A 26,888-nucleotide genomic window follows, 5' to 3' on the forward strand; every position below is an offset into this window, starting at 1 on the left:
GAATGCTGTCTCTATTTTATCAAAATATTGTTTTAAAGAATCCTAAATCAATTTTTATATTACTGTTAATTACTCTCTTAAGTTTTGGGTATTTTTCTAAAGATTTTAGACTAGATGCCTCATCTGATACTCTGTTAATCGAAGGGGATCCTGATCTTGAATATTTAAAAGAAGTCACTGAAAGATATGGCTCTAAAGAGTTTTTAATCTTAACTTATTCCCCCAATGAGGGAATGGTTACTGAATCTTCTATTAATAATCTTTTAAGTTTAAAATATAAAATCCAAAGTCTAGATTGGGTTCATAGCGTTATTACACTACTTGATATCCCTTTATTAAATAATTCAGAAGCGCCTCTTCAAGAAAGACTAGAAAGTTTTAAAACTTTAAAAGATGAAGGTGTCGATACTGAAAGAGGATTTAAAGAAATATTAAATAGTCCAGTTTTTAGAAATTTTGTAATAAGTGAAGATGGTAAAACAAGCGGCATAATTGTTTATATAAAAAAAGATGAACTAAAAGATATTGAAAATAAATCATCTCAAGAAATTGAAGAATATAAAGATACTTTAAAAAAGAAAAATCATGAAAATATCACCCAAATAAGAGAGGTTATTAAGTCCTATGGAGATGTTGGAAAAATATACTTAGGAGGTATTCCAATGATCACTGATGACATGATGTCATTTATTAAAAGTGATATTATTGTTTTTGGTCTAGGAGTTCTTTTATTTATTATTGCTACTCTGTGGTTTATATTTAGAAAACTAATTTGGATTATTGTTCCAATTAGTAGCTGCTTTTTTTCAGTTTTAATTATGACAGGTCTACTTGGTCTTTTAGGCTGGAAGGTTACTGTTATATCCTCAAACTTTATTGCTTTAATGTTAATTCTAACTATGGCAATGAATATTCATATGAGCACCCGGTTTCTACAATTAAGAGAAGATTTTCCGAATTTAGATAATTTAAAAATTATTATAATGACAACTAGCAAGATGTTTTGGCCTATTATTTATACAGTTCTTACAACTATATGTGCTTTTCTATCTTTAGTATTTAGTGGCATAAAACCTATTATTGATTTTGGGTGGATGATGACTTTAGGATTAATAACCTCTTTTATAATCACATTTACTTTACTCCCTACTCTACTGAGCTTTATGTCTAGCAATAAAGTAAAGATTAAAGAAGATACAGATTCTAAAATTACTTCTTTTTTTGGTAAAATTTCTATTAACAATAAAAGTATAATTTTTTTAGTAACAGGTTTGGTTATCGCCTTAAGTGTTGTTGGAATAAGTAAGCTTGAAGTTGAAAATAGTTTTATAAATTATTTTAATAAAAATACTGAGATTTATAAAGGTATGAAACTTATTGATGAAAAACTAGGTGGCACGACACCTTTAGAAGTTATATTAAAATTTCCTGAAAATATCATAGTAGAGACTAGCGAAGATGAAGAATTTGAAAGCTGGGATGATGAAGGTAGTAAAGATGATGAAAAATACTGGTTTACAAAAGACAAAATTGAAAAAATTCAAAATGTTCATAATTATTTAGATAATCTTCCTGCAGTTGGAAAGGTTTTATCATTTAGTTCAATTATTGAAGTTGCTACACAGTTAAACAATAACAAGCCCCTTGGAACCTTAGAAATGGGTGTGCTTTATTCAAAAATTCCAGAAACTATAAAAAAAGATATTATAGATCCTTATATATCCATAAAAGATAATGAAGCTAGGATAAGTCTTAGAATTATTGACTCACAGGATGGTTTAAGAAGAAATGATTTAATAAACCAAATAAATTATGACCTTGAAAATGAATTAAAGCTTAGCAAAGAAGAGTTTAAACTAGCGGGTGTTTTAATCTTATTTAATAATTTACTCCAAAGTCTTTTTAAATCTCAAATACTCACATTAGGTTTAGTAATGGTAGGAATTTTTGCAATGTTTATGATCTTATTTAGAAATTTTAAACTATCTCTTATTGGTGTTGTTCCTAATTTTATTGCAGCTTTCTTTATTTTAGGAATTATTGGTCTACTTGGAATACCCCTTGATATGATGACTATTACTATTGCTGCAATCACAATAGGGATCGCAGTAGATAATAGTATTCACTACATTTATAGGTTTAAAGAAGAGTTTTTAAAAATTAAAGACTATAATAAAACACTAAAAGTTTGTCACTCAACAGTGGGTGTTGCAATCCTCAATACTTCAATAACCATTGTCTTTGGTTTTTCAATTTTAGTTTTCTCTAAATTTATACCCACAATTTACTTTGGTGTGTTTACTGGTTTAGCAATGTTACTTGCAATGATTTCAGTATTAACTTTACTGCCCTCTCTTCTACTAATTAGTAAACCATTCGGAAAATAACATTATTATGCTTGATGCTTTAAAAGATTTTTATCAAGCGGTGTCTTTAATAGATCTAATATTTCTAATCATTACAATTTTTTCAGTTATCAAGTGTTATAGTAAAGGTTTTGTTTTAAGTTTATTGTCAGCTTCAAAATGGGTATTGGCTTATGTTGTAACTTTACTTCTTTTTCCAAAAGCTAAGCCTTATTTTAAAAATATAATTGATAGTGAATATGTTTTAGATATTGCGCTCGGCATAACTATCTTTATTTTAGTGATCTTTGTTATTCTTATTACAAATAAAGCCATTAGTAAGACGGTAAAATTTGTTGGTCTTGGAAGACTCGATTCCTTATTTGGGTTATTTTTTGGATTTATCCGAAGTTATGTAATCTGCATTTGTTTATTTTCAGCTGTAGATATTGTGTATAATTATAGTAAATGGCCAATTAATACTGATAAATCATACGCCTTCCCATATATTGAAAAAGGTAGTAATTATTTGTTGAAAGAGTTTCCAAATGAAAAAAACTATCAAGATTCTAAAGAAAAAATTCAAGATTTATAATCCCAAATTAAAAGAAGAATGTGGTGTCTTCGGTGTAAGTAACAATAAAGATTCAGCCGCACTGACCGCTTTAGGATTGCATGCTCTACAACATAGAGGTCAAGAAGGTTGTGGAATAGTTACATTTGATGGAAAAAAATATTACTCTGAAAAAAGATTTGGCTTAGTTGGAGATAATTTTAATAAAGAGAAAGTATTAAATAGTTTGCCTGGTGATTATGCTATTGGTCATAACAGATATAGTACAACTGGTGAAAACACTTTAAGAAATATACAGCCTTTTTTTGCAGATACAAATGCTGGAGGTATCGGTGTAGCTCATAATGGAAATTTAACTAATTCAATAACTCTTCGAAATAGATTGGTTCAAGATGGTGCAATATTTCATACTACATCTGACACAGAAACAATTGTTCAATTAATTGCTAAATCAAAAAGAAACAAAACAATTGATAAAGTTATAGATGCCATATTCCAAATACAAGGTGGTTACGCGCTTGTCATGCTAACACAAAATACTTTAATTGGTGTAAGAGATCCTCATGGTATCAGACCATTAGTGATTGGGAAAATCAAAGATAGCTATGTCTTTGCTTCTGAAACATGTGCGCTAGATATAATTGGTGCAAAATATATTCGAGATGTAGAAAATGGTGAGGTTGTTTATATAGAAAATAATGAACTAAAAAGCATTAAACCCTTCCCTGCTAGAGAAGTTCGTCCGTGTGTTTTTGAGTATATTTATTTTGCAAGACCAGACAGTTTACTAAATGGTAAATCTGCTTATGAACATAGAAAGCAATTTGGAATTGAACTTGCAAAAGAAAACAAAATCAAAGCAGATATTGTAGTTCCTGTACCAGACTCTGGTAATGCAGCAGCCCTTGGTTTTGCTCAACACTTAGGAATTAACTTTGAATTAGGTTTGATTAGAAATCATTATGTTGGTCGAACTTTTATTGAACCCAGTCAAAAAATTAGAAGTCTTGGTGTGAAATTAAAATTAAATGCAAATCAATCTACTATTAAAGATAAAATAATTATTTTAATAGATGACTCGCTTGTAAGAGGGACAACTTCTCATAAAATTGTAAAAATGTTATATGATGCAGGAGCCAAAGAAGTTCATGTAAAAATTGCCTGTCCGGAAATTAGGTTTCCTGATTTTTATGGTGTGGATACTCCTACTAAAAAAGAGTTACTTGCTGCAAATAAAACTAATGACGAAATTTGTGAATATATTGGTGCTAAATCATTAGATTTTTTATCTTTAGAAGGTGTTTATAGAGCAATGGGTTTTAACAAAAGAGATAATAATTATCCTCAATTAACAGATCATTATTTTACAGGTGAATATCCTGTTAAACCTATAGATGAATTAGGGGATGATAAAATTACTCAATTATCATTACTAAGCACCGCTTCGAACAACTAAAGCAATCAATACAAAACTTTTAAACAGAAGCGTTAAACATAAAGACTTTAAAATAAACTTTAAATCCTTATATATAAATCAATGATCACTCATAAAGAACATATAATCAAATATTTTGAGTCTGGAATTAAAGATGTTAAAAATTTTAAAATTGGCATTGAGCATGAAAAATTTTTATTTGATGAAAAAACAAACAAAAGAGTAGATTACCCAACTGTCCTTAAAATGTTTTCACTTCTAAGCGAATTTGGTTGGAAGCCAATAATGGAAAAAGAAAATATTATTGGATTACAGAAACAAGGAAAAAGTATTACTCTTGAACCAGGAAATCAAATTGAGTTATCAGGTGATAAACTAAATAATATCCATGAAGCTTGCGCTGAATCTCATGATTATTTATTTGAGTTACAGCAAGTAACAAAAAAATTAAATTTAAAAATTGTTAGTGCTGGTTTTGATCCGATTTCATCCCTTAATGAAGTTCCTAATAATCCAAAACAAAGATATCAAGTAATGACTAAGGATATGCCCAATGGTGGTTCTTTAAGCTTAGATATGATGTATAGAACTTGTGGTACACAACTTAACTTGGATTACGATTCTGAAAAAGATTTTATTAAGAAGTTTAAAATAATTAATTCTATAGTGCCAATATCTATCGCACTATTTGCAAATTCTTCAATAGTTGAAAAAAAAAATAGTGGTTTCAGTTCTTATCGTTCTAAAGTTTGGCAAGAAACATCGAGAGGAGGTTTACCTGAAGTTTTTTTTGATAATATGGATTTTGAAAAATATGCAGATTTTTCAATAAACTTTCCTTTATTATTTATTCAAAACGAAAAAGAATATTTATCAGGAAGCAATTATTCATTTTCAGATTTCATGAATGGAAAAATTAGTGAAATTAACAGCCGACTTCCAACTGAAGACGATTTAACCACTCACCTAAGTACAATTTTTACAGAAAATAGACTTAAGAAATATATAGAGTTAAGATCAATGGACACTTGTGGTTGGGACTGTTTGTGTTCTGGACCTGCTTTTAATACTGGAATATTATATGGAAATTTAGATGAGGCTTACGAATTGGTTTCTAAGTGGGATAAAAATAAAATAATTAATGCCTACCTAGAAGCACCTAAAAAAGGGTTTAACACTGAGTTAATGGGAAAAGACCTATTACATTGGGCGTCATTGCTGCTTGGGATTTCTAGAAAAGGATTATTAAACAGAGACATTTTGAGTAAATCTAATGATAATGAGGCTAAGTTTTTAAATCACTTAGATAAACTGATTGATAATAAGACAACAAACGCAGATCATATGATAGATAAATTTTCTAAGAATGAAAATTTAAACGATTTATATGACAAATAAGATAGTTGCAATTCAAGGTGATCATCCTTCAAAACTAAAGCCTCTAACGGATACTAGTATATTTCTTGCCATTGAAGCACAAAGGTTAAAATACAAAATTTTTTATTATGAACCTAAAGAGCTCTCAATTATTAACGATAAGGTCGTAGCGAATGGATTTTACGTAGAGTTTAATTATTCAAATAAACGTTTTTTTAAAATATTAAACCAACAAAAACTAGAACTTACACAATGTAAGTATATTTTGATACGGCAAGATCCTCCTTTTAATTTAGAATATATTTCAACAACTTACATTTTAGATAAGATAAAAAATAAAGTTAAAATTATTAATAATCCAACTTCTATTAGAAGTATCTCTGAAAAACTATATTCAACATCTTTTCAAAAATATATGCCAGATACAATTTTCACAAAAGATATAAACGAAATTAATAAGTTTTTTTCTAAAAATAAAAAAATTATTATAAAACCTATTCATAGTTTTAGTGGCAATGATATTCACTTATTTCAAAATAAAATAAATACAAAATTGATTACAAATTTCATAAAAAAACATGGGCATATTATGTGTCAAAAGTTTTTACCTAAAATTAAGTTTGGAGATAAAAGAGTTTTTATAATTAATGGTAAAGTTTGCGGTGCGATCTCTAGAGTTCCAAAAAAAGGATCTTTTTTAAGCAACATGAGTAAAGGAGCCATACCTATCTCGGTTAAATTAACAAAATTAGAAAATAAAATTTCAAATATAATTGGTAAAGATCTTAAAAAAAATAACATCTATTTTTCTGGTATTGATTTTATCGACCAAAAACTAAATGGAGATATTAATGTAACTTCTCCTACAGGATTAAAATCTTTTTATGATCTTACAAGCATTAATCTTGCAAAAACATTTTGGAAAGGATTAAAAGCTTGAACAAATTATCCGACCAGCAAAAAGGATCTTTACTCGCATTTGTTGCAGTAATGTTTATTACTCCTGATAGTTTATTTATTAGACTTTCTAATGTTGATACTTGGGGGCTTGTTTTTTATCGAGGCCTTATTCCTTTCATTACTGTATTTTTAGGAATGTTATTAATTTATAAATTAAATTTCTTTAAAATGCTTTTTTCAAGTGGCTATCATGGCTTACTTTATATTGGTACTTTCTCTATAACCAATATTACCTTTGTTGTTTCAATACAAAATACCAATGTTGCAAACACATTAGTTATGATTGCAATGGCTCCTATGTTATCTGCAGTGCTTGGTGCAATATTTTTAAAAGAATTACCTGATAGAAAAACATGGATTACAATATTTGTAACTTTTACTGCTGCTATTTATATATTCTACGATTCAATACAATTAGGTAACTTTTTTGGAGATATATTAGGCTTAATAACTGCTTTAGGTTTAGCTGTTGGAGCGGTTACTATTAGATCCGCAAAGGATAAAAACTTAATCCCAGCTGCTGTTGTTGGAAAATTAATTGTAGCGATGTTTGCACTTCTGTTCATTGAAAGTTTTGCACTAGTTGATAGTGATCTAATTATTGTTCCTCTAATGTGTGTTATGTGTGTTGCTATACCTTTTGTGCTAGTGACTATAGCTCCAAGGTTCATACCTGCAGCTGAAGTGAACCTATTCTTCTTACTAGAGACTATAATTGGTCCTATTTGGGTATGGTTGATTATTAAGGAGCAGCCCAGCCTTGAGACTATCCAAGGTGGTGCCGTTATCATTACAGCAATTGCCATTCACTCTTTTATTAAGCTAAAGAATTCATAATTTAATCATAATAAAGACTTGATTTACATCTAGATCGCAAATAAGTACGGTCAATTTTATGAATAAAGTTTTAAAGAACTCTTGGGCACTATTTACTGGAATGGGTTTCATTATGATGGCTTATGGTTTCCAAGGCTCATTGCTTGGTGTAAGAGCAGTAGCAGAAGATTTTAGTTTAATATCAACAGGTTTTATGATGTCTGGTTATTTTGCTGGGTATTTTATTGGTGCAAAATCTATTCCGCATATTATTTCTAGAGTTGGACATATTAGAGTGTTTGCTGCATTTGCTTCAATTGCATCGCTTATTGTTTTGCTCCATTCCATTTTTATTCATCCATTTGTTTGGTTTTTATTAAGAGTTCTTACAGGAATAAGTATGGTCTCGATTTATACGGTAGCTGAAAGTTGGTTAAACGACAGAGCTAGTAATAAAAATAGAGGAAGTATTCTATCAATATACATGGTCATCTTATATGGTGCCATGGGTATTGGAATGTTTTTTTTAAACTTTAGTGACCCAATAAAATTTGAACCATTTATTTTGATTTCAGTACTTACCTCAGCGGCCTTGGTGCCAATTTTACTTACTAAAAAAAAACCACCTAATTTTAAAAAAGTTAAAGCTATGTCTTTAAAGGAAGTTTATAAAGCTTCTCCTTTTGGAATGGTGAGTTCATTTTTTTATGGAACCATACAGTCTGCTTTATTTACGTTACTTGCTGTTTATGCTGCATCAATGAATTTTTCAATTTTTGAAATTTCACTTGTAACTTTTTTATTAGCTATATCGGGTGCTATATCACAATGGCCTATAGGAAAAATTTCAGATTCTTTTGATAGAAGAAAAGTAATTATCTATTCAACTTTTGGAGCAGCTTTTTTTGCTTTTTGTGCAATAATTTCATCTGGACAAATGTATTTACCAGGTGATTTAGCAACTAACAGAACTTGGTTTTATATATCCTTAATATTATTTTCAGTATGTAGTCTTCCTATGTTTTCTCTAATTCTTGCTCACACAAATGACTTTATACCTAAGGAACAATTCGTTGCAGCTGGTGCTAGTTTACAATTTACGTTTGGTATGGGTGCAATGGGAGGACCTTTTTTGTGTTCTATCTTTATGAATATAGTTGGATTAAATGGGTTTTTTGTTTTTTTAATATTCTTTCACATGTTAATTGGAGCATTTGGTATCTATAGAAATACTATAAGAGAAGTTGTTGATAATCCTGACTCGCAATTCGTTGCAATGCCATCCTCTATCACACCTGTTGGAATTGAGTTAAGTCCAACAGTAGAACCTATTGATGAACCTCAAAAAACTGAAGACACTCAAACAACAACTAGCCTTTAAGCATACTGGCCAGCAACATATCCAGAAGACCAAGCCCATTGGAAATTATAACCACCTAAATGACCAGTAACATCAACCACTTCTCCAATAAAAAATAATCCAGGATGTTTATTGGACATCATTGTTTTAGAAGAAATTTCCTCAGTATCAATACCACCCAAAGTAACTTCAGCTGTTCTATAACCTTCAGTTCCTGTAGGATTTACCGCCCACGCATTTATAGAATTACTCAAACTAGTTAATACTTTGTTCGATAATTCACATATATTTCCATTAACATTATTTTCATTGCAGATTATATGAGCTAATCGTTTAGGAAGAATTTCAGAAACTATAATGCTTATATCTTGTTTAGGATTAGAGATCTTTCTATCATGTAGAAATTTATCTACATCAAGCTTTGGTGATAAGTTAACTTTGATATTATCTCCTAATTTCCAATAAGAAGAAATCTGTAATATAGAAGGTCCACTCAAACCTCTATGGGTAAATAACATTCCTTCCTCAAAAAAAGTTTTTTTAAAAGAAACAACTGCTTCAACAGATAACCCGGTAAGCTCCTTACAAATTGCCAGTATTTTTTCACTAAATGTTAAAGGAACTAATGCTGGTAATGTTTCAATAACTTTTAAACCAAATTTTTGAGCAATATCATAGCCAAATTTACTTGCTCCAATTTTTGGAATAGACAACCCACCTGTTGCAACAATTAATGACTGACAGAAGTATTTATCACTTCCGACAACTATAAAATATTTATTATCTTTTTTATCAATGTCGTCAATAATTGTATCTTTTTTTAAAACTACTTTTGCCATCTCGCACTCTAAAAGTAGCATATCTATAATTTGTTGAGCACTTTCATCACAAAAGAGCTGTCCTAATTTTTTTTCATGAAATTTAATATTATGTTTCTTTATTAAATCTATGAAATTATTTGGCGTGTATTGTTTTAAAGCTGATATTACAAATTTAGGATTATTTGAAATAAACTTACTAGGATGAGTATGTATGTTGGTAAAATTACATCGTCCACCACCTGATATTCTAATTTTTTCTCCTATTTTTTTTGCATGATCGACTAAAAGTACTTTTCGTCCCCGTTTACCAGCTTCTATGGCACTCATCATACCAGCGGCACCCGCACCTACTACAATAACATCAAATTGTTCTGTCATGGATTAATAATAAAGTTTAATAATGTGGGGGTTTTTTATCAATCATAACCATACCCGCTTCATCACTGCTCTCTAATTCGTTGACTCTTTTTTCAAGATTTGAAACTTGTTTTTTTAAAACTGATACTTCTTTTTGTTGAGAATACATTTCATCACTCATTTGCGATATTTCATTTTGAAGAAAGCTGATCTGTTCTTCTAATTTTTTGACTAAATCTTCCATATAATTGCAACTTAAAAGAGTTTCAAAATAAATCAAATAGTCAATTATGAAAATTTTTGTTAAGGTCAATTCATTATATAATAAAAAATTATGCCTTCATTTGATGTAATCAGTAAAGTTAGCTACCCAGAGTTTGATAACGCTCTTGCAAACTGCCTTAGAGAAATTGGTAATCGATTTGACTTTAAAGGACTTCATATCTCAATTGAAAGAAAAGATAAGATTATCACCACATTAGCTCCCGATGAGCTAAAATTAAAACAAGTTAATGAATTATTACAGGTTCATCTTATCCGACGAAAAGTAGATCCAAGAGTATTATCAGTTAAAAATTCAGAAAATGCTGCAGGTTCATCAATCAGACAAGTTAGTGAACTAGAAGAAGGTATTAGCCAAGAAAATGCAAAAAAAATTATTGCTGAAATAAAAAAATTAAAACTTAAAATTCAGATTAAAATTCAAGGAGAAGAATTACGAGCTGAAGGAAAAAAAAGAGACGATCTTCAGGAGGCTATGTCAGCAATAAGCGCTATTGATATTGGTCTTCCAATAGAATTTGTTAACTTTAGAGATTAAAAATCATAAAATAACAATCATAGGTTGAACTCATTTTAGACGGTATTTAAAAAAAATAATATAAATCTTATTGAGTATTCATGATTTATTTGATCAAATAATTTTTTAAAAGAATGCCTTTAAGAAATAAAAAAAAAAAAAATTAAATCTTCAAAAAATAAGTCTAGCTTAACAAAGCTAGCTTCTATTACCACCAATACTTTAAGTAATGCATATTCAAAATATAGAAAAAACTTAGAAAATAAAAAAATCAAAAAAATTAAGTTAAAAAAACTTGAAGAAAAAAATGAGATTTTAAAAGAACAAAAAGAATTAAAAATTTTGAAAGAAAAACTTCAAAAAGAAAATAATAAATTAAATTTAAAAGATAAAGAATTAAAAACTAAAGAAGAGTCTATTAAAATAGAAAATAAAAGACTAATTAAAAAAGATGAAGATTTGGGTCAAATTGACAAAGATCTCAGAGTAAAAGAAAAAGAGCTCAAACTTAAAGAAGAAGAGCAAAATAGAAAAGAATTAGATTTAAGAGTTAGGGAAGAAGAACAAAAAAACAAAGATTTAAAGGAAAGAAGAAAAAAAGAAAAATTTTTAAAAGAAATAAGAGAGCAAGAGGAATTAAAGAAAAAAATTGAAAATATTAAATTGAAAGAATGGGAAGAAAAATTTGACCAAGAACAAAAATTAAAATTACAAGAAGAATTAATAAAAGAACAAAAGTTTAAAGAAAGAGAATTTGCAAAAAAAGAGATAGATAATAATCAAGACTCAGAGGTAACTACTTCAGCTTTAGAAAATTTTAAAATCGACAAAACCTCTCAAAACTAAACTTGGATAAAGAAAACGCAAGTAAACTGTGGAAAATGATACAGGAAGCTGGCGATTATTTACTAGGTCAGTTACCAAGCCATCCAAATCATCCTAAAGGAAGAAACCCCTACGCTCATGTTGCTCTATGTGTCAAAGAGAAGTTTGAGAACTCTTATAAAGATATACCTGACGAACAATTTGATGAAGTTGTTAAATATATTGAATTTTTAAAACAAAATCCTAGTTAGATTTTTTTAAGATCTCCAATAATTGATCCACATCACTCTCTTGAGTATTCCAGGCAGCAACTAATCTAACTGCTTGTCCATCAAGCTCATCTTCATTCATCTTGTAACCTTCAGAATTTAAATGCTCAATCATATTTCTTGGAAATTTTGCAAAAACTTCATTCGCTTCTGTTGGGTATGCTAGTTTAATACTATTATGTTTTGCTAATCCTTCACTTAATTTTTTTCCCATCTTATTTGCATGTCTTGCATTCCTTAACCAGACATCATTTGAAATATACGCATCAAGCTGAGCAGATACAAAACGCATCTTAGACAATAAATGCCCTGCTCTTTTCATTAAAAAAGCAATATTGCCAACTAGATCTTTATTAAAAAAAATAATTGCTTCAGCTGCAAGACAACCATTTTTGGTTGCTCCAAATGATAAAACATCAATGCCTGATTTCCAGGTCATTTCAGCAGGAGTACAATTTAATGCAGTTAAAGCATTTGCAAATCTTGCTCCATCCATATGCATATTTAAATTATGCTTATGCGTAATTTCAGAAATCTTTTTAATCTCATCTAATTGGTATACTTCTCCTGTTTCACAAACTTGAGTAATGCTTACTGAAGCAGGTTGAGTATGATGCACAATGCCTTTACCAGTAATAGCTTTATCTAATTCTTCAGGTGTTATTTTTCCATTAATCCCATTTAAAGTAACTAATTTTCCACCCCCTGTATAAAACTCAGGTGCCCCACATTCATCTGTATTAATATGAGAAAGTTTATGACAATAAATATTACCATATGACGGTGTCATTGTTGCTAAAGCTAATGCATTAGCAGCCGTTCCTGATGCAGTTGGAAAAACAATTACATCTTTTTCAAATAGTTCTGAAAACTTCTTTTGTAAATCAGCTGATATTTGGTCATTACCGTATGGAGTGCTATCACCATCATTAGCTTTCAATATCGCATCTAATACCTCAGGACATGCGCCCGCTACATTATCAGAAGCAAATTTTATTCGCTCTCTTTTTGTTTTAACTGTTGCCATATTTATTGTTTTGGAAAATAATCTTTTAATTCACCTTCACGGTAAACATCTGCTGTACAACAATGAAGGCCTCCACCAAATGCATAAGCATCTCTTAAATCAACAGGGATTACTTCCATTCCTAATTTATCTAATTGTTCTGCCTGATATACCTCACTTTTTTCAACACAAACAGTTTTTGGATCTAATACTAGAACGTTCATTGATAACCAAGTTGAAGAATAACATAATGGTGGTGGCTCATTATGTGCGGGTTGTGCGCTATCAATAATTTCCCATCCATTATTTTCAAATAATTTTCTTTGTTCTTTTGGCAATCTTCTTTGAGGATTATTAATGATTAATCCTTCTTTAATAGGAGTAAAGGTTGCATCGATATGAATTGGATAAGGATCACCTGGAAAATTAACAGCATGAACTCTATGATCTTTAAAATGTCTTTTAAGCCAATCAATTCCTTTAAGATTAGTAGTAAATCCATGCTGAACTACTAAATCTTTTCCAAATCTTAAAACATCTGCTGCATCAAATAATGGTTCTTCTTCAGTTGTTACAAAAAACTTATCTTCAGTCCACTCTAATCTTTTTTGAATACCAATTTTATCAGATAAATAATCTTTCCTATAATCTGCATCAGTTAACCTTGGTTTTGGCGCAGACTCGTGTCTCATATTAGGGTCATCATTATAATATTTCTGTAATAATGGTCGGTAACAAAGGTACTCGAACCATCTACATCTATAACTCATTGTCGCCTCTAAAATTTCACTACCCACAGTTAACAACACATCTCGTGGTGGCATGCAGCCAAACATTGTTTCCGCCTCCCAGTCTGGTGTAGATGTTTTTTGGCTAAAATCTATTGGGTCTGGTCTATCGACCTTGATACCTCTTTTTTCAAGCATGTTTGAAAAATTGTCTAAAAGTTCATTTGCCTTATCAACTGTATCTTTTGTTCTTGGTCCAAACTGACCTCGCATGTCACTGTCCTCTGGAACTTTTGCATCTAATGCAGGTTCTGGTGCTGGAATACAAGTACCATCAGCTTTGCCAACAATTACATGTTTTAAAGGATCCCATTCATTCCAACTATTAACTACAGTTTTTTCACTCATAATTTATGATTTGATAATATTATGTTCTGGACCAAAAGGAAACTTAGTAATGTTTTCTGCATTATCTTTTCCTATAACCAAGATATCATGCTCTCTATATCCACCAGCTCCTGGTTTACCCTCTGGTATCATGATCATTGGTTCCATAGAAACCACCATGTTTTCCTCTAAAACAGTATCTATATCTTCACGAAGTTCTAATCCTGCTTCTCTTCCATAGAAATGAGATAGGACACCAAATGAATGACCATAACCAAATGTTCTATAATGAAGATAACCAAGCTCAGCAAATAGTTCATTCAACTCATGACAAATATCAGAACATTTTACACCTGGTTTAATTAGCTCTAATCCTCTTTTATGAACTTTAACATTTGCTTCCCAAGCTTTTAAGGATGCATCATCAATTTTATCTAAAAAAAGAGTTCTCTCTAAAGCTGTGTAGTACCCTGAAATCATAGGGAAAGTATTTAAAGAAAGAATATCTCCTGATTTTAATTTTCTATTGGTTTTTGGGTTATGAGCACCATCCGTATTAAGTCCCGACTGAAACCAAACCCATGTATCCATATATTCTGCATCAGGGTACGTTTTTGCAATTTCACGCTCCATTCTATCTCTACCGGCTATTGCAATTTCAAGCTCGCTTTCTCCAACTTTAATATTTTTGACAATTTCTTCGCCCCCAAGATCAGCAATTCTTGCACCATTTTTAATAATTTCTATTTCTTCAGCAGATTTAATCATTCTAAGTTGCATTAAATCTTTTGAAACATCGCTGAAAACTGAAAAAGTAAAAATAGACGTAAGCTTTTCTTTAACATCTAAGGTTACATGATCATTTTCAATACCAATATTCTTAGGAGGTTCGTCTCTTCCAATAATTGAAACAATTGCTTTTAAAAAATTATCTCTTTTCCAATCAGTATAAATAACATTATCACTATGAGATCTACGCCAAGGTTGACTAGCATCAATGTTTGCTGAAATTGTTGAAATTTTATTAGCTGTTACTACACAGCCATAAGGTCTACCAAAAGAACAATAAATAAATCCTGTATAGTAAGCAATGTTGTGCATTGAAGTTAAAATAATCATATCAAGATTATTTTTACTCATTGTGGTTCTTAATTTAGTTAATCGACTTTGATATTCTTGATCTGTAAAAGGTAGTTTGGCCTTTTCACCATTCTTTAGAGTAAAAAAATTTGGTCTTTCCATTATAATTAATTAAGAGCGATAAACCGTCTATTAGTTTTAATTGTAAGACTATAATAAATGATAGACATAAAAAGAAAGAAGCCACCTATTATCGTATTAGTCGACGGAATTTCATTAATTCCTAAAATTGGAACCCATACCCAAAAAATTCCTCCTATAACTTCGGTTAGTGACAATAAAGTAAGTTCTGCAGCGGGGATTGCTTTTGATCCAATAGAATATAAAATTAAACCCATACAAACTAACGTTCCATGTATAGAAAATAATGCTCCGTTATAACTTGAAGACAACAAAACCATATCATTAGATAAAATAACTATTGCAGCAACTACAAAGCAAAATAAACCTGCAAAAGCTACTGTTGTAAATTTTGGTGTTTCTTTTTTCCATCTCAAAGTCACTGAAAAAACAGAAAACCCAATTGAAGAAGTCATCCCAAAAATAAGCCCTAATAAAGAATTTTTTTCAGTATTACCAATGGCTATGATTATTATTCCAACGGTTGCAATAAATATAGCTATCCAAACATTAAGTGAAATTTTTTCTTTTAAAAATAAGAAACCTAATAAAGCTGTAAAAAATGGCATTGCAGCTAAACAGAGTAAAGTAACGGCTGCACTAGTATTTGTTATTGAATAAATAAAGGTAATCATTGCAATACCTAGTCCCGTTCCGCCAATGATACCTGAAATTCCAATCTTTAAATAATTCTTATAAAAATCTTTTCCCTCTTCAAAAAAAAGATAAAGATTTAAAATCAAAAAAATTGTAAGACCACGTGCAAAAATATATTGCCATGGAACTAAATTGGGTTGATCCATGTATCTTACAACCAAAGGTCCAAAGGACCATATAAGACCTGCTAATAAAACTACTGGAATTGCAATTTTTTCATTTTTTTGCTCAATCATAATTCGATACTTAATGCTTATTAATTGGCACTACAATAAAAATGAGATCTATTTAAAAATATTAATATTTGAACCAATTGGAGAATAGCAATCAATAAGTTCGCTCTTTTTAAAATTTGACTGACCATGTTTAAATAGGCCCCAAATATTAGACTCTACAAAAGATTTTATTCTAAAAGATTCTTGACCTTTGAGTACCTTGATTTCTAAATTTCCATTATGAGTTGTAGTAAGCCTTGCTTTTATAAATCTAGTAAAATTTTTTTTCTTAAAGAAAGAATTTTTTAACTTAGCTTTAAAAGGTTTTTCCTCCTTAACTCCAAGGATATTTAAAATATAGGGATATACAAAAAATCTAAAGCAGGCGGAAGAAGAAATAGGATTACCTGGAAGCCCAAAGAAAGCCTTTTCACTTCCTTTAAATTTAGCAAATAAAATTGGTTTACCCGGTCTAATGGCCACCCCTTTGAAAAAATTTGATAAATTAAATTTTTTTACTACAGAGGGGATAAAATCATGTTTACCTGCTGAAACAGCACCTGAGGTAATTATGATATCTATTTTTGATCTAAGATTTTTATCAATTTGTTTTTTAAAAAACTGTTCATCTTTATCTCTCAAAATTCCACCTTCTATATAATTAAACAAAAAATTATTAGATAAAGATTTTATATAATGACTATTTGAATTTCTAACCTTCCAATCAGCAATATCTACATTATTTGAAATTTCATTTCCTGTGGAAAAAAATAAAATATTAAGCTTCTTTTTAACTTTAATACTTTTAATACCCAATGTTTTAAAGGCTAAGATATGTGATGGCTGGATAATAGTTCCTTTATTAATAACTAATTCCTTTTTTTTATAATCAGATCCCGCATGTCTTATATGTTGATTAGTTTTAATCTTTTCATTTATTACGATAGACTTTTTATTGTTAGTAAACACAATTTTTTCTATGGGAATAATGGTATCAAAATATTTAGGAATTAGAGCACCCGTCATCACTTCAACAGCTTGAAATTTTTTTACCTTATTTAATTTAGGATTATCACCTGCTGATATTGATTTTAAAATTTTAAATTCTTTAGGATTTTTTTTATTAATCGTAGATGTGTCTTTAGAATTAATGGCAAAACCGTCAAATGCAGCATTAGTTCCTGCAGGATAATTCACAGGACAGTAAATGTCTTGAACATTAATTCTATTTAATGATTTTGATGTGTTTATAACTTCATCTTTAATGTTTATTTTTGATTTTATTAAAATATTTTTTGCTTTTTTGTAATCAATCATTTTTATCAAGATTTAAAATAGTTTGAGCAACTTCAAGGTCTTCTTTGGTATTTATATTAAAAAAAGGATCATAATTTTTTATTTTAATATCAATTGTACTCACACCAACTTTATTAGCCCATTCCTCAACTTTTCGATAATTATTTATTATTAAATCTTCTTCTAATTTTTCCATTAAATCAATTGACCATAAACCAAAAATATTATGTCTTTTTTCGTTAGATTTCACAAAATATAAACTGCTTTTACTTTGTTCAATTCTTGTTTTGTATTCTTCAATAATAATTGGATCAAAAAATGGAGTATCAGATGGAAAAGTTGCAATCCATTTGTATGATTTTTTATTTTCTTTTACCCACTTCATGGAACTTAGCACTCCTGCTAAAGGTCCTAGATCATTAAAACAATCTGGAATTACTGTGGTATTTTTTGCTTCTTCTATCTTCAATGGATTACTTGAGACAATCAATATTTCTTCAAATTTATTGCTAATTTTGAACAAAACATGCTCTAGCAATGTTTTGGATCCAAGTTTTACGCAATTTTTATCTTGCCCAAATCTTTTTGATTTTCCACCTGCTAGTACAACAGCTAAAATATTGTTATCATTCATAAATCAAAATATAAAACATTAATCTCTTAATTAAAGAATTATAATGGACCTAAGAATTCTCAAAATTGCATCTAACACAGCAAATCACAAAATAGTTAAAAATCATACCCATCACTCAAAAAATAAAAACCCCTTGTGTGGTGATGAAATGGAAATCAGATTAATTGTGAAAAATGATAAAATTAAGGATATGGGTTACCAGTGTCGTTCATGTGTGTATTGTCAGGCATCAGTTAGTATGCTGTCTCAAAAGATTATTGATCAAAATATAAGTGATATTAAGTCTCTTATTATTTCAATTGAAGGTTTGTTTAATGAAACAGATATTAAAATTGAAAAAAAATGGAATGATTTCAAAGAAATTATGAATAAAGATAATATCTCAAGAAAAGAATGTCTTTTATTACCGTTTAAAACAATATCGAAGGCATTGAAATTTTAACCATGATTAACATTACTAAAGAAAAACTTTTAAAAGCATCTATCGCAGGAGTTTTATCAACTATTACTATTGGGTTTCTTACGCTGCTCACATATAAAACTACAATGGGGTTATTTTTGGCAGCCTCTTTTGGTTCTTCAATGGTATTACTATACGGATTTCCTGAAAGCCCATTCGCTCAACCTAAAAATATATTCTTTGGTCATTTCTTAACTGCACTAATAGGAATTTTGTTTGTAAACTATGTTGATCTACCAATATTTATAAATATTGCCATGGCAGTTGGGTTCGGTATTTTTTTTATGATTGTGTTAGATGTTGTTCATCCACCAGCAGGTGGAAACCCTATTATGGTCATCATTGGAGGTGTTTCATTTGAATACTTAATAAATCCTATAATTTTTGGTTGTCTAATAATTTTAATTTTCGGAATAATCTTAAATAAATTTATTTTAAAAAAGAACTACCCCTCAAGTTAATCCAATGAACTCAAAATATAAAATACAAAAATATAAGTCTAATAATTTAAATAATGTAGAAGACTTAATCTCTATTGAAGAGCCTTTAGAAATTTCAATTAAATTTAAAACTAAAGAAACTTGGAAACAAAATATAATCTCTATAACAATGAGAACGCCAGGTAATGATGAAGACCTAGTTAGAGGTTTTCTTTTCAATGAAAAAATTATTGAAAAAAATGAATATATTGAGAAAATTGAGAGTGTTGGAGATTATGTAGGTGAGTATAAACTACAAAATAAAATTGTTGTCACATTAAACAATTCTGAAAACATAGATATTGATAAGATTAAAAGAAATTTTTTAACAAATTCATCTTGCGGTGTTTGTGGTAAAACCTCTTTAGATTCATTAGAGATTATCAAAAAAGATAAGGTCTTAAAATCTTTACCTAAGATCTCTAAAGAAATAATTATCAAATCTCCTTCTGTGCTAAGGGATAATCAATCAGAGTTTTCTAAGACAGGTGGCATTCATGCTAGTGGCCTATTTACAAGCGATGGTGGAATAGTGTGTATAAAAGAGGATGTTGGTCGACATAATGCTCTTGATAAATTAATTGGTTATTCATTAAATAAGGGATTATTAACCCCCTCTTCCCAATTTATAACGTGCTCTGGAAGACTAAATTTTGAGCTAGTTCAAAAGGTTTTAATGACCAATATTGGTATTCTAATTGGAGTTGGTGCGCCAACAAGTCTGGCCATAGATTTAGCTAATAAGTTTGACATTACATTGATAGGTTTTGTAAAAGAAGATAGTTTTAATATTTATAGTAATAAAGACAGAGTGATAATTAAAGGTTAATAAGTGTCAAAAAATATAAGTAATTTATCCGGCAGAATAGGTTTAAAGAATAATCTGTTCGAAAAAATATCTGAACGATCATTAAAATCAAATAATGCTGATGGTATTAAGGAAATTGCAAAAGAATATAACATGGGTGTCTCAACTATTCATGGCGCAGAAAGTTTTTATGAATTTTTAAGACCCTCTCATAGAGAGAAAAAAGCTTTTGTTTGCAATGGAAGCGCTTGCATGTGTGCCGGTACTCAAGAGCCGCTTAAAAAAAAATTACAAGAAAAATTAGGTGACGATAAAGTTGGTGAAATGTTTTGCCTTGGTCACTGCTATGAAAATAATGCTTTTCATTATGATGGTGAGAATTATGCCGGAAACGATATTAATAAGATTGATCAAATAATTAAAGGTGAAGACATAGCTCAAGAAAAATTCTTTTCTAAAAGTTACGCCTCAACTAGTTTTTTAATGGATGACAAACTTTCTAATTTAGATCAATTTAAGGAACTGTTAAAAAAATTTATTGCTACTGACAAACAAGAGATAACTAAATCCCTTCTAGACTCTAATTTAACTGGCAGAGGTGGTGCTGGTTTTCCTACTGGTATGAAATGGGATTTTTGTAGAAAAGCTTCTTCTGAAAAAAAATATGTTATATGTAATGCCGATGAAGGAGACTCAGGTGCTTTCTCTGATAGATATTTATTAGAAGATCAACCATTAAAAGTTTTATTTGGAATGGTTATTTGTGGTTATGTTATTGGTAGTGATGAAGGTGTTTTATATATAAGAGGAGAGTACCCAAAATCTATTGAAGCAATTAATGGGGCAATTAATTCTTTAAAAGAAGCAGGCTTACTTGGTGAAAATATTTTAGGAACTAAATTTTCTTTTGATTTAAATATTTGTATTGGACAAGGTGCTTATATTTGTGGAGAAGAAACAGCATTAATTGCATCAATTGAAGGTAGAAGAGCTGAAGTAGATGTAAGACCTCCCTTCCCTGTCACTGAAGGTCTTTATAAGAAACCAACAGTTGTAAATAATGTTGAAACATTAGCTGCAGCTACGGGTATACTTATTAATGGAGCTGATAAGTTTTCTGCAATCGGAAATAAAAAATCTGCTGGAACCAAATTAGTTTGCTTTGATAGTTTTTTCAATAATCCAGGTGTTTATGAAGTTGAAATGGGAACACCAATGAAAAAAGTTTTAAATGATATTGGTGGTGGTTTTAAAGAGCCCATTAAAGCATTACAAATTGGAGGTCCATTAGGAGGTGTAATTCCTATTACCGAGATTGAAAAATTAAATTTAGATTTTCAAGAATTTACTGCTGCAGGTTTTATGTTAGGACACGCAAGTATAGTAAGTATTCCAAAAGACTTTCCTATGATTGAATATATCCATCATTTATTTGAGTTTTCTGCCGAAGAATCATGTGGAAAATGCTTTCCTGGAAGACTTGGTTCTTACAGAGGTAAGGAAATGTTTGATCAAGCAAAGAATAAAACTGCTAAGATTCCATTAAAATTACTAAATGAGCTGCTTGTAACTATGCAAAAAGGCTGTTTATGTGCTTTGTGTGGAGCAATTCCTACTCCCATCATGAATATATTAAAATATTTTGGTGATGAAATGAAGGATGATATGGTGAAAGATAATTAATGAGCTCAGAAAAAAGAAAAATCGCCTACATAGATGGAAAGCCATATGAAATTGGTCCAAACCATACATCTGTTTTAAATTTTGTAAAAAGTTATTTGGGTGAAAAAAAAGTTCCAACTCTTTGTGATGATCCAAATTTAGCCCCTTATGGTGCTTGTAGAGTTTGTTCTGTAGAGGTGGCTCTTGTAAAAGATGGTCCAACTAAAGTTGTAGCATCATGCCATACACCAGTTGGTGAAAACCAATACATCTTTACAAATAATGAAAATTTAACGGCTTTAAGAAAAAATATTGTCGAACTAGTTTTAACTGACCACCCAATGGAATGTGGAACTTGTGAAGTAAATAATAATTGTGAACTACAAGATGTTGCAAATGATTTAGGCATATCAGATCATAGATATAACAGTCCAAAGCAACACAAGGGCATTGCTAAAGATACATCTCACGATTATATGAGAATGAATTTAGATAACTGTATTAACTGTGGAAGATGTGTTCGTGCTTGTGACGAAATTCAAGGATCTTTTGTTTTAACAATGAGTGGTAGAGGATTTGAATCTAAAATCACAACTGACAACGATGCATTGTTTGGAGATTCGTCTTGTGTATCTTGTGGTGCTTGTGCACACACATGTCCGACAGATGCTATCTCTGATGTTTATCAATCAAAATCTGTTGCAGTAGATAAAAAAGTTAGAACGACTTGCTCTTACTGTGGTGTTGGATGTAATTTAGAAGCATCAATTAAAGATAATAAAGTTGTTGCAATATCTACGCCTAAAGAATCTGAAGTTAATGCAGGTCACACTTGTATTAAAGGAAGATATGCATTTGGATTTTACGATCATCCAGATAGGTTAAAAACTCCTTTAATTAAAAGAAATGGAAAATTTGAAGAAGCATCATGGGATGAAGCATATGACTTTATTAAAAAAGAATTAAATAGAATTACAAAAGAAAGTGGCCCTGATGCTGTAGCTGGAATTTCTTCTGCAAGATGTACTAATGAAGAAAATTATGTATTTCAAAAAATGATTAGAGCTGCAATTGGAACTAATAATATTGATTGTTGTGCAAGAATTTGTCACTCACCAACAGCTTGGGGAATGCAACAAACTTTTGGAACTGGTGCTGCAACTAATTCTACAGAAGATATTTATCACGCAGATTTATTTATGGTTATAGGAGCAAATCCTACAAATGCTCACCCAGTTACCGGAGCAAAAATTAAACAACAAGTAATGAAAGGAAAAAAACTAATAGTTTTAGATCCAATTACTACTGAGCTTGCTAAACTTGCTGATTATCATATTAAACTTAGACCAGGAACAAATGTGGCTGTTTTAAATATGATGTTACATTTTATATTAAAAGCAAATCTTTATGATAAAGATTTTGTTAGAGATAGAACTGAAGGTTTTGCGAATTTCATTAAAGAAATTGAGAGACAAGATATGGATCATCTAGCGAAAGTCGCTGGTGTTGATAAACAGTTAGTTAAAGAAGCAGCAATTGCTTATGCGACAGCTAAAAACTCTATGGAATTCCACGGTTTAGGAGTTACTGAACAAGAACAAGGATCTAAGACGGTTATGTTAATTGCTGATCTTGCAATGATTACTGGAAATATTGGTAGAAAAGGTGTTGGAGTTAACCCATTAAGAGGACAAAATAATGTCCAAGGTGCAGCTGATATGGGTTGTCAACCTCATCAAGGTGCAGGTTATTTTGAAGTAGCTGATGAAAAAGTTCAAAATTTTTACACTGAAAAATATGGAGTGGTTCACCCAACCAAAGCAGGATTAAAAATTCCAGAAATGTTTGATGGTGCTATTAATAAAGAAGTTAAAGCTGTCTGGATTATTGGAGAAGATATCGTTCAAACAGATCCAAATAGTGCACATGTAGTTCAGGCAATGAACTCGTTAGAATTATTAGTTGTTCAAGAAATTTTTATGAGTGAAACAGCAAAACTTGCAACAGTAGTATTACCTGGAACAACTTTCTTAGAAAAAAATGGAACCTTCACTAATACCGAAAGAAGAATTCAAAGAGTTAATCGAGCTGTTCCTCCATTACCTGGTACTAAAACTGATGGAACAATTGTAACAGACATGATGCAAAAATTAGGCTTTGACCAACCTGAATATGACGCTGATCAAGTTCTAGCAGAAATAGCAGATGTCGTTCCATTCTTTAAAGGTGTAACAAGAGAAAGACTTGGTAAAATGGGATTACAGTGGCCAGTTCAAGAAGATGGAACTGACACTCAAATTTTACACCAAGAAACTTTCAAACTTGGAAAAGGACGTCTTAAAAACTTTGATTGGAAAGAGTCTACAGAAATTGAAACTAATAAAAAAGAATATCCATTAATTTTAACAACTAGTAGAGTTCTACAACATTACAATGCTGCGACAATGACAAGACGTACAAGTAACATCAATATAGTTTCTGAAGACTTATTATTAGTTCACCCAAATGATGCTAACAAAAGAGAGTTAAATACAGGTGACATAGCAAGACTTTATTCTGGACGAGGAGAAGTTGCTCTAAAAGTAGAGGTTACAGATAAAGTTAAAGAAGGCATAGTATTCACAACATTCCATTTTCCAGAACATATGGTCAATATGGTAACCGGTCATGGTAAAGATGAAGAAACAATGTGTGCAGAATATAAAGTGTCAGCAGTTGAAGTTCAAAAAATCTCAAACCAATTTAAAACTGAAATCAAACCAAAAGAAAATCAAGCAGAAGTTAACTAATTGATAAAATGACAATTGGTTGGCATTTCGACAATAGTTATTCAAGATTACCAAAAACATTCAAAGAAAATATCAATCCTGTTGCAGTAAATGCACCAGAAATATTAATACTAAATAAAGATCTGGCAAATAAATTAGATCTAGATTTTTCAAATATTAATGATGACGACTTATCAAAAATTTTTTCAGGAAATATATTGCCTGAAGGGTCTAACTCTATAGCACAAGCTTATGCTGGTCACCAATTTGGTCATTTTACAATGCTTGGTGATGGAAGAGCTGTTTTAATCGGCGAACACCTGACCAAAAATAATGAACGATTTGATATACAATTCAAAGGTTCTGGTAGAACTCCATTCTCACGAAGTGGTGACGGTAGGGCTGTTTTAGGCCCAATGTTGAGAGAATATATAATAAGTGAAGCAATGCATTTTTTAAAAATACCTACTACTAGAAGTTTAGCGGTAGTTAAAACTGGTGAAGATGTGGTTAGGGAACAAATTTCACAAGGTGCAATTCTTACAAGGGTGGCCTTAGGCCATCTAAGAGTTGGAACATTTCAATACATTGCTGCAAAACAAAATATTAGTGATTTAGAAATCTTGATTAATTACACAATTGAAAAGTACTACCCCAATATAAAATCATCAAAGAATAAAGCATTAGACTTACTAAATGTTTTAATCGAAAAACAAACCCAACTTGTAATTGATTGGATGCGTGTTGGTTTTATTCATGGGGTTATGAATACTGACAATATGTCTATATCTGGTGAAACAATAGATTATGGTCCTTGCGCCTTTATGGATGTTTATGATCCTAAAACAGTTTTTAGTTCAATAGATCAACTAGGTAGGTATGCCTATGAAAATCAACCAAAAATTACCAAATGGAATTTAACAAGGTTTGCTGAATGTCTAATTCCTCTTATTAATACCAATGAAGATGAAGCGATTAAATTAGCTACAGAAGCTTTAGATAAATTTGAACAAAATTATGAAACAAAATGGTTAAACATGATGAGAGATAAACTTGGGTTGTATGGTGAAGATAAAGAAGATAAAAATTTAATTATGGAATTATTAAATTGGATGTATGAAAAAAAAGCAGATTATACAAATACTTTTGTTTTTTTGATGAATAAGGCAATTAAAAAATCTGAAGTTTATGATAATGCAGACTTTGATTTATGGAAAACTAAATGGATGAAAAGGTTAACAAAGTTTAATAATCCACATGATAAATCTATGGAATTAATGAATTCTTCTAATCCAATGGTAATACCTCGTAATCATAAAGTGGAAGAAGCTTTAATGTTAGCTAATAATGGTGATTTAACCTTGTTTAATAAATTAACTGAAATTTTGAAAAATCCATATCAGGTTAAAGAAAATGATTTAGAATTAATGTCCCCTGCTCCTCATAGTCATGTGAAGTATCAAACTTTCTGTGGAACTTAAATTATTTATAAAACGTAAGGTTCTGGTCTAGCATTATTATCAAGAACTCTTTCAATAGAAAAATCGCTAATATCAATCGTTTGATAAGATCCTGTAGAAATTAATTCAGTTAATGCTCTTCCTATTCCAGGGGCTTGCATTAATCCTCTACCGGTAAATCCTGAAGCCATATATACATTTTCATATTTAGGGTGTTTGCCAACTACGGCATTGTTGTCTAATTTATTACAATCATAATAACCAGCCCATCCACCAGTTAATTTTAATTCTTCAAAAGCAGGAATTCTTTGTGCTAATGCAGGCCATACTAATTCTTCAAAATCATTCCAAGCTGGTTCTAGATCAGTAGCATCAAATACTGAATTAGGTGAACCTGCTAAATACTCTCCACCCTCAGGTCTCCAGTAAACACCCGTTGTTAAATCTCCTGTTAATGGCATTTCTTTAATATATTTAGGACATTTAACTCTAAAAACTGTGTGTTTTTGTGGAACTACCGGAATATCTTTTAATAATTCTTTAGTCCAACATCCTGCTGCCGATATAATTGTTTTAGCTTTGATATCAGAAATATTTTTTACTTCGCCTTTAATAAATTCAGCACCTAATTCAATTGCCTTACTTTTTAAGGCGCTATGAAACATGAAAGGATCAATCCATCCCTCACTTTGGTTGTCAGTATAAGTTGCTGTTTCAATACCTTCACTATTTATATAAGGAAATATTTTTGATAGTTCAGAACCTTTGATATTTTTAGTTCCAGCTTCACAAGCTTCATGATTTTTTAAGGCTTCATATTGTTCCTCAGCATGCTCTGGACCAAACATTAACAAGTATCCATTTGTAACCATGCTTGCTGTAGGATTTGGATTTTTTTCAGTTTTAAGTAATTCTGGTATTTGAAAAATAAATTCTCTAGCAAACTTTCCAAGTAATATGTTTTCTTTTTGAAAAAACTGTCTTCTAAATCCACCAAGGGACAATGGAAATGAAGCTGTTTTATAAGTTGGGTCTCTTTCTATAACTTTTACTTTTCTACCTTCTTTAGATAAAAAATAAGCTGTAGCAGTTCCAATTATTCCACCACCTACTATTACAACATCATCCAT

General features: G+C 30.3%; 25 protein-coding genes. 16 read left to right on the plus strand and 9 right to left on the minus strand.

What is annotated here, in order from left to right; translation table 11 throughout:
- Positions 1–2 precede the first annotated feature (2 nt).
- The 7 genes from AC5SLT_RS04545 (at position 3) to AC5SLT_RS04575 (ending at position 8,888) form a co-directional block, all read left to right on the plus strand.
- Complete coding sequence (locus AC5SLT_RS04545) at positions 3–2,387, plus strand: efflux RND transporter permease subunit (protein ID WP_494591343.1); 2,385 nt, start codon at positions 3–5, stop codon at positions 2,385–2,387.
- Positions 2,388–2,394: 7 nt separating this feature from the next.
- Entirely contained in the window at positions 2,395–2,940 is a 546-nt protein-coding gene (locus tag AC5SLT_RS04550) for a CvpA family protein (RefSeq protein ID WP_271564321.1), read from the plus strand.
- The gene (purF, locus tag AC5SLT_RS04555) at positions 2,894–4,375 is read left to right on the plus strand and encodes an amidophosphoribosyltransferase (RefSeq protein WP_271741427.1); all 1,482 of its coding nucleotides are present in this window, start codon (positions 2,894–2,896) and stop codon (positions 4,373–4,375) included. The genes AC5SLT_RS04550 and purF overlap by 47 nt, the downstream gene beginning before the upstream one ends.
- 81 nt (positions 4,376–4,456) lie before the next feature.
- Positions 4,457–5,752 (plus strand): glutamate--cysteine ligase, encoded by a 1,296-nt coding sequence (locus tag AC5SLT_RS04560; protein WP_494591346.1) that lies wholly within the window; start codon positions 4,457–4,459, stop codon positions 5,750–5,752.
- Positions 5,742–6,671 (plus strand): glutathione synthase, encoded by a 930-nt coding sequence (gene gshB / locus AC5SLT_RS04565; protein ID WP_494591348.1) that lies wholly within the window; start codon positions 5,742–5,744, stop codon positions 6,669–6,671. The genes AC5SLT_RS04560 and gshB overlap by 11 nt, the downstream gene beginning before the upstream one ends.
- The gene (locus tag AC5SLT_RS04570; protein WP_494576395.1) at positions 6,668–7,528 is read left to right on the plus strand and encodes a DMT family transporter; all 861 of its coding nucleotides are present in this window, start codon (positions 6,668–6,670) and stop codon (positions 7,526–7,528) included. The genes gshB and AC5SLT_RS04570 overlap by 4 nt, the downstream gene beginning before the upstream one ends.
- Before the next feature lie 58 nt (positions 7,529–7,586).
- Entirely contained in the window at positions 7,587–8,888 is a 1,302-nt protein-coding gene (locus AC5SLT_RS04575) for an MFS transporter (RefSeq protein ID WP_494591350.1), read from the plus strand.
- Here AC5SLT_RS04575 and AC5SLT_RS04580 read toward each other — a convergent pair.
- Positions 8,885–10,066: a BaiN/RdsA family NAD(P)/FAD-dependent oxidoreductase gene (locus tag AC5SLT_RS04580; RefSeq protein ID WP_494591352.1), complete on the minus strand. Its 1,182-nt coding sequence runs from the start codon at positions 10,064–10,066 to the stop codon at positions 8,885–8,887. The genes AC5SLT_RS04575 and AC5SLT_RS04580 overlap by 4 nt on opposite strands.
- Before the next feature lie 16 nt (positions 10,067–10,082).
- Positions 10,083–10,289 (minus strand): SlyX family protein, encoded by a 207-nt coding sequence (locus AC5SLT_RS04585; protein ID WP_271486740.1) that lies wholly within the window; start codon positions 10,287–10,289, stop codon positions 10,083–10,085.
- Between the two features lie 90 nt (positions 10,290–10,379).
- Here AC5SLT_RS04585 and AC5SLT_RS04590 point away from each other — a divergent pair, with 90 nt between their 5' ends.
- The 3 genes from AC5SLT_RS04590 to AC5SLT_RS04600 all read left to right on the plus strand — a co-directional run bounded on the left by AC5SLT_RS04590 (position 10,380) and on the right by AC5SLT_RS04600 (position 11,920).
- On the plus strand, positions 10,380–10,865 hold the full coding sequence (locus tag AC5SLT_RS04590) for a YajQ family cyclic di-GMP-binding protein (RefSeq protein ID WP_494591354.1): 486 nt from the start codon (positions 10,380–10,382) through the stop codon (positions 10,863–10,865).
- A 321-nt stretch (positions 10,866–11,186) separates the two neighbouring features.
- Positions 11,187–11,690, plus strand: coding sequence for a hypothetical protein (locus tag AC5SLT_RS04595; protein ID WP_494591356.1), 504 nt, complete (start codon positions 11,187–11,189; stop codon positions 11,688–11,690).
- Positions 11,691–11,692: 2 nt separating this feature from the next.
- Positions 11,693–11,920 (plus strand): hypothetical protein, encoded by a 228-nt coding sequence (locus AC5SLT_RS04600; protein ID WP_484013872.1) that lies wholly within the window; start codon positions 11,693–11,695, stop codon positions 11,918–11,920.
- Here the strand turns inward: AC5SLT_RS04600 and AC5SLT_RS04605 are convergent.
- From AC5SLT_RS04605 to AC5SLT_RS04630, 6 genes are read right to left on the minus strand one after another with little or no spacing between them, the layout of a single operon-like run.
- Positions 11,913–12,965: a threonine aldolase family protein gene (locus AC5SLT_RS04605; RefSeq protein ID WP_494591358.1), complete on the minus strand. Its 1,053-nt coding sequence runs from the start codon at positions 12,963–12,965 to the stop codon at positions 11,913–11,915. The two genes, AC5SLT_RS04600 and AC5SLT_RS04605, sit on opposite strands and share 8 nt — an antisense overlap.
- Positions 12,966–12,967: 2 nt before the next feature.
- Positions 12,968–14,080: a serine/threonine protein kinase gene (locus tag AC5SLT_RS04610; RefSeq protein ID WP_494591360.1), complete on the minus strand. Its 1,113-nt coding sequence runs from the start codon at positions 14,078–14,080 to the stop codon at positions 12,968–12,970.
- A gap of 3 nt (positions 14,081–14,083) precedes the next feature.
- Positions 14,084–15,301, minus strand: a complete 1,218-nt coding sequence (locus tag AC5SLT_RS04615; RefSeq protein WP_006997225.1) for an aminopeptidase P family protein — start codon at positions 15,299–15,301, stop codon at positions 14,084–14,086.
- Positions 15,302–15,306: 5 nt separating this feature from the next.
- On the minus strand, positions 15,307–16,212 hold the full coding sequence (locus AC5SLT_RS04620; RefSeq protein ID WP_494591361.1) for a DMT family transporter: 906 nt from the start codon (positions 16,210–16,212) through the stop codon (positions 15,307–15,309).
- A gap of 48 nt (positions 16,213–16,260) precedes the next feature.
- Entirely contained in the window at positions 16,261–17,508 is a 1,248-nt protein-coding gene (locus AC5SLT_RS04625; protein ID WP_271627089.1) for a molybdopterin molybdotransferase MoeA, read from the minus strand.
- Positions 17,501–18,121 carry a molybdenum cofactor guanylyltransferase gene (locus AC5SLT_RS04630; RefSeq protein WP_494591363.1) on the minus strand — a complete coding sequence of 207 codons (621 nt, stop codon included), beginning with the start codon at positions 18,119–18,121 and terminating at the stop codon, positions 17,501–17,503. The genes AC5SLT_RS04625 and AC5SLT_RS04630 overlap by 8 nt, the downstream gene beginning before the upstream one ends.
- A 43-nt stretch (positions 18,122–18,164) precedes the next feature.
- On the opposite strand from AC5SLT_RS04630, the gene AC5SLT_RS04635 reads away from it, so the two are divergent.
- The 6 genes from AC5SLT_RS04635 to AC5SLT_RS04660 are packed head-to-tail and all read left to right on the plus strand — an operon-like array spanning position 18,165 to position 25,779.
- Complete coding sequence (locus AC5SLT_RS04635) at positions 18,165–18,563, plus strand: iron-sulfur cluster assembly scaffold protein (RefSeq protein WP_494591365.1); 399 nt, start codon at positions 18,165–18,167, stop codon at positions 18,561–18,563.
- Positions 18,564–18,565: 2 nt separating this feature from the next.
- Complete coding sequence (locus AC5SLT_RS04640; RefSeq protein WP_494591367.1) at positions 18,566–19,042, plus strand: HPP family protein; 477 nt, start codon at positions 18,566–18,568, stop codon at positions 19,040–19,042.
- Between the two features lie 4 nt (positions 19,043–19,046).
- Positions 19,047–19,889 carry a formate dehydrogenase accessory sulfurtransferase FdhD gene (fdhD, locus tag AC5SLT_RS04645; RefSeq protein WP_494591369.1) on the plus strand — a complete coding sequence of 281 codons (843 nt, stop codon included), beginning with the start codon at positions 19,047–19,049 and terminating at the stop codon, positions 19,887–19,889.
- A gap of 3 nt (positions 19,890–19,892) precedes the next feature.
- The gene (locus AC5SLT_RS04650; protein WP_494591371.1) at positions 19,893–21,551 is read left to right on the plus strand and encodes an NADH-ubiquinone oxidoreductase-F iron-sulfur binding region domain-containing protein; all 1,659 of its coding nucleotides are present in this window, start codon (positions 19,893–19,895) and stop codon (positions 21,549–21,551) included.
- A complete protein-coding gene (gene fdhF / locus AC5SLT_RS04655; RefSeq protein ID WP_271616769.1) occupies positions 21,551–24,319 on the plus strand; it encodes a formate dehydrogenase subunit alpha in 2,769 nt (922 codons plus the stop codon). The genes AC5SLT_RS04650 and fdhF overlap by 1 nt, the downstream gene beginning before the upstream one ends.
- Positions 24,320–24,327: 8 nt before the next feature.
- Complete coding sequence (locus tag AC5SLT_RS04660) at positions 24,328–25,779, plus strand: protein adenylyltransferase SelO (protein WP_494591372.1); 1,452 nt, start codon at positions 24,328–24,330, stop codon at positions 25,777–25,779.
- 5 nt (positions 25,780–25,784) lie between these two features.
- Here the strand turns inward: AC5SLT_RS04660 and AC5SLT_RS04665 are convergent, their stop codons facing one another.
- Positions 25,785–26,888 carry an NAD(P)/FAD-dependent oxidoreductase gene (locus tag AC5SLT_RS04665; protein WP_494591374.1) on the minus strand — a complete coding sequence of 368 codons (1,104 nt, stop codon included), beginning with the start codon at positions 26,886–26,888 and terminating at the stop codon, positions 25,785–25,787.

The sequence above is a fragment of the Candidatus Pelagibacter sp. PS_11 genome (assembly GCF_059417975.1).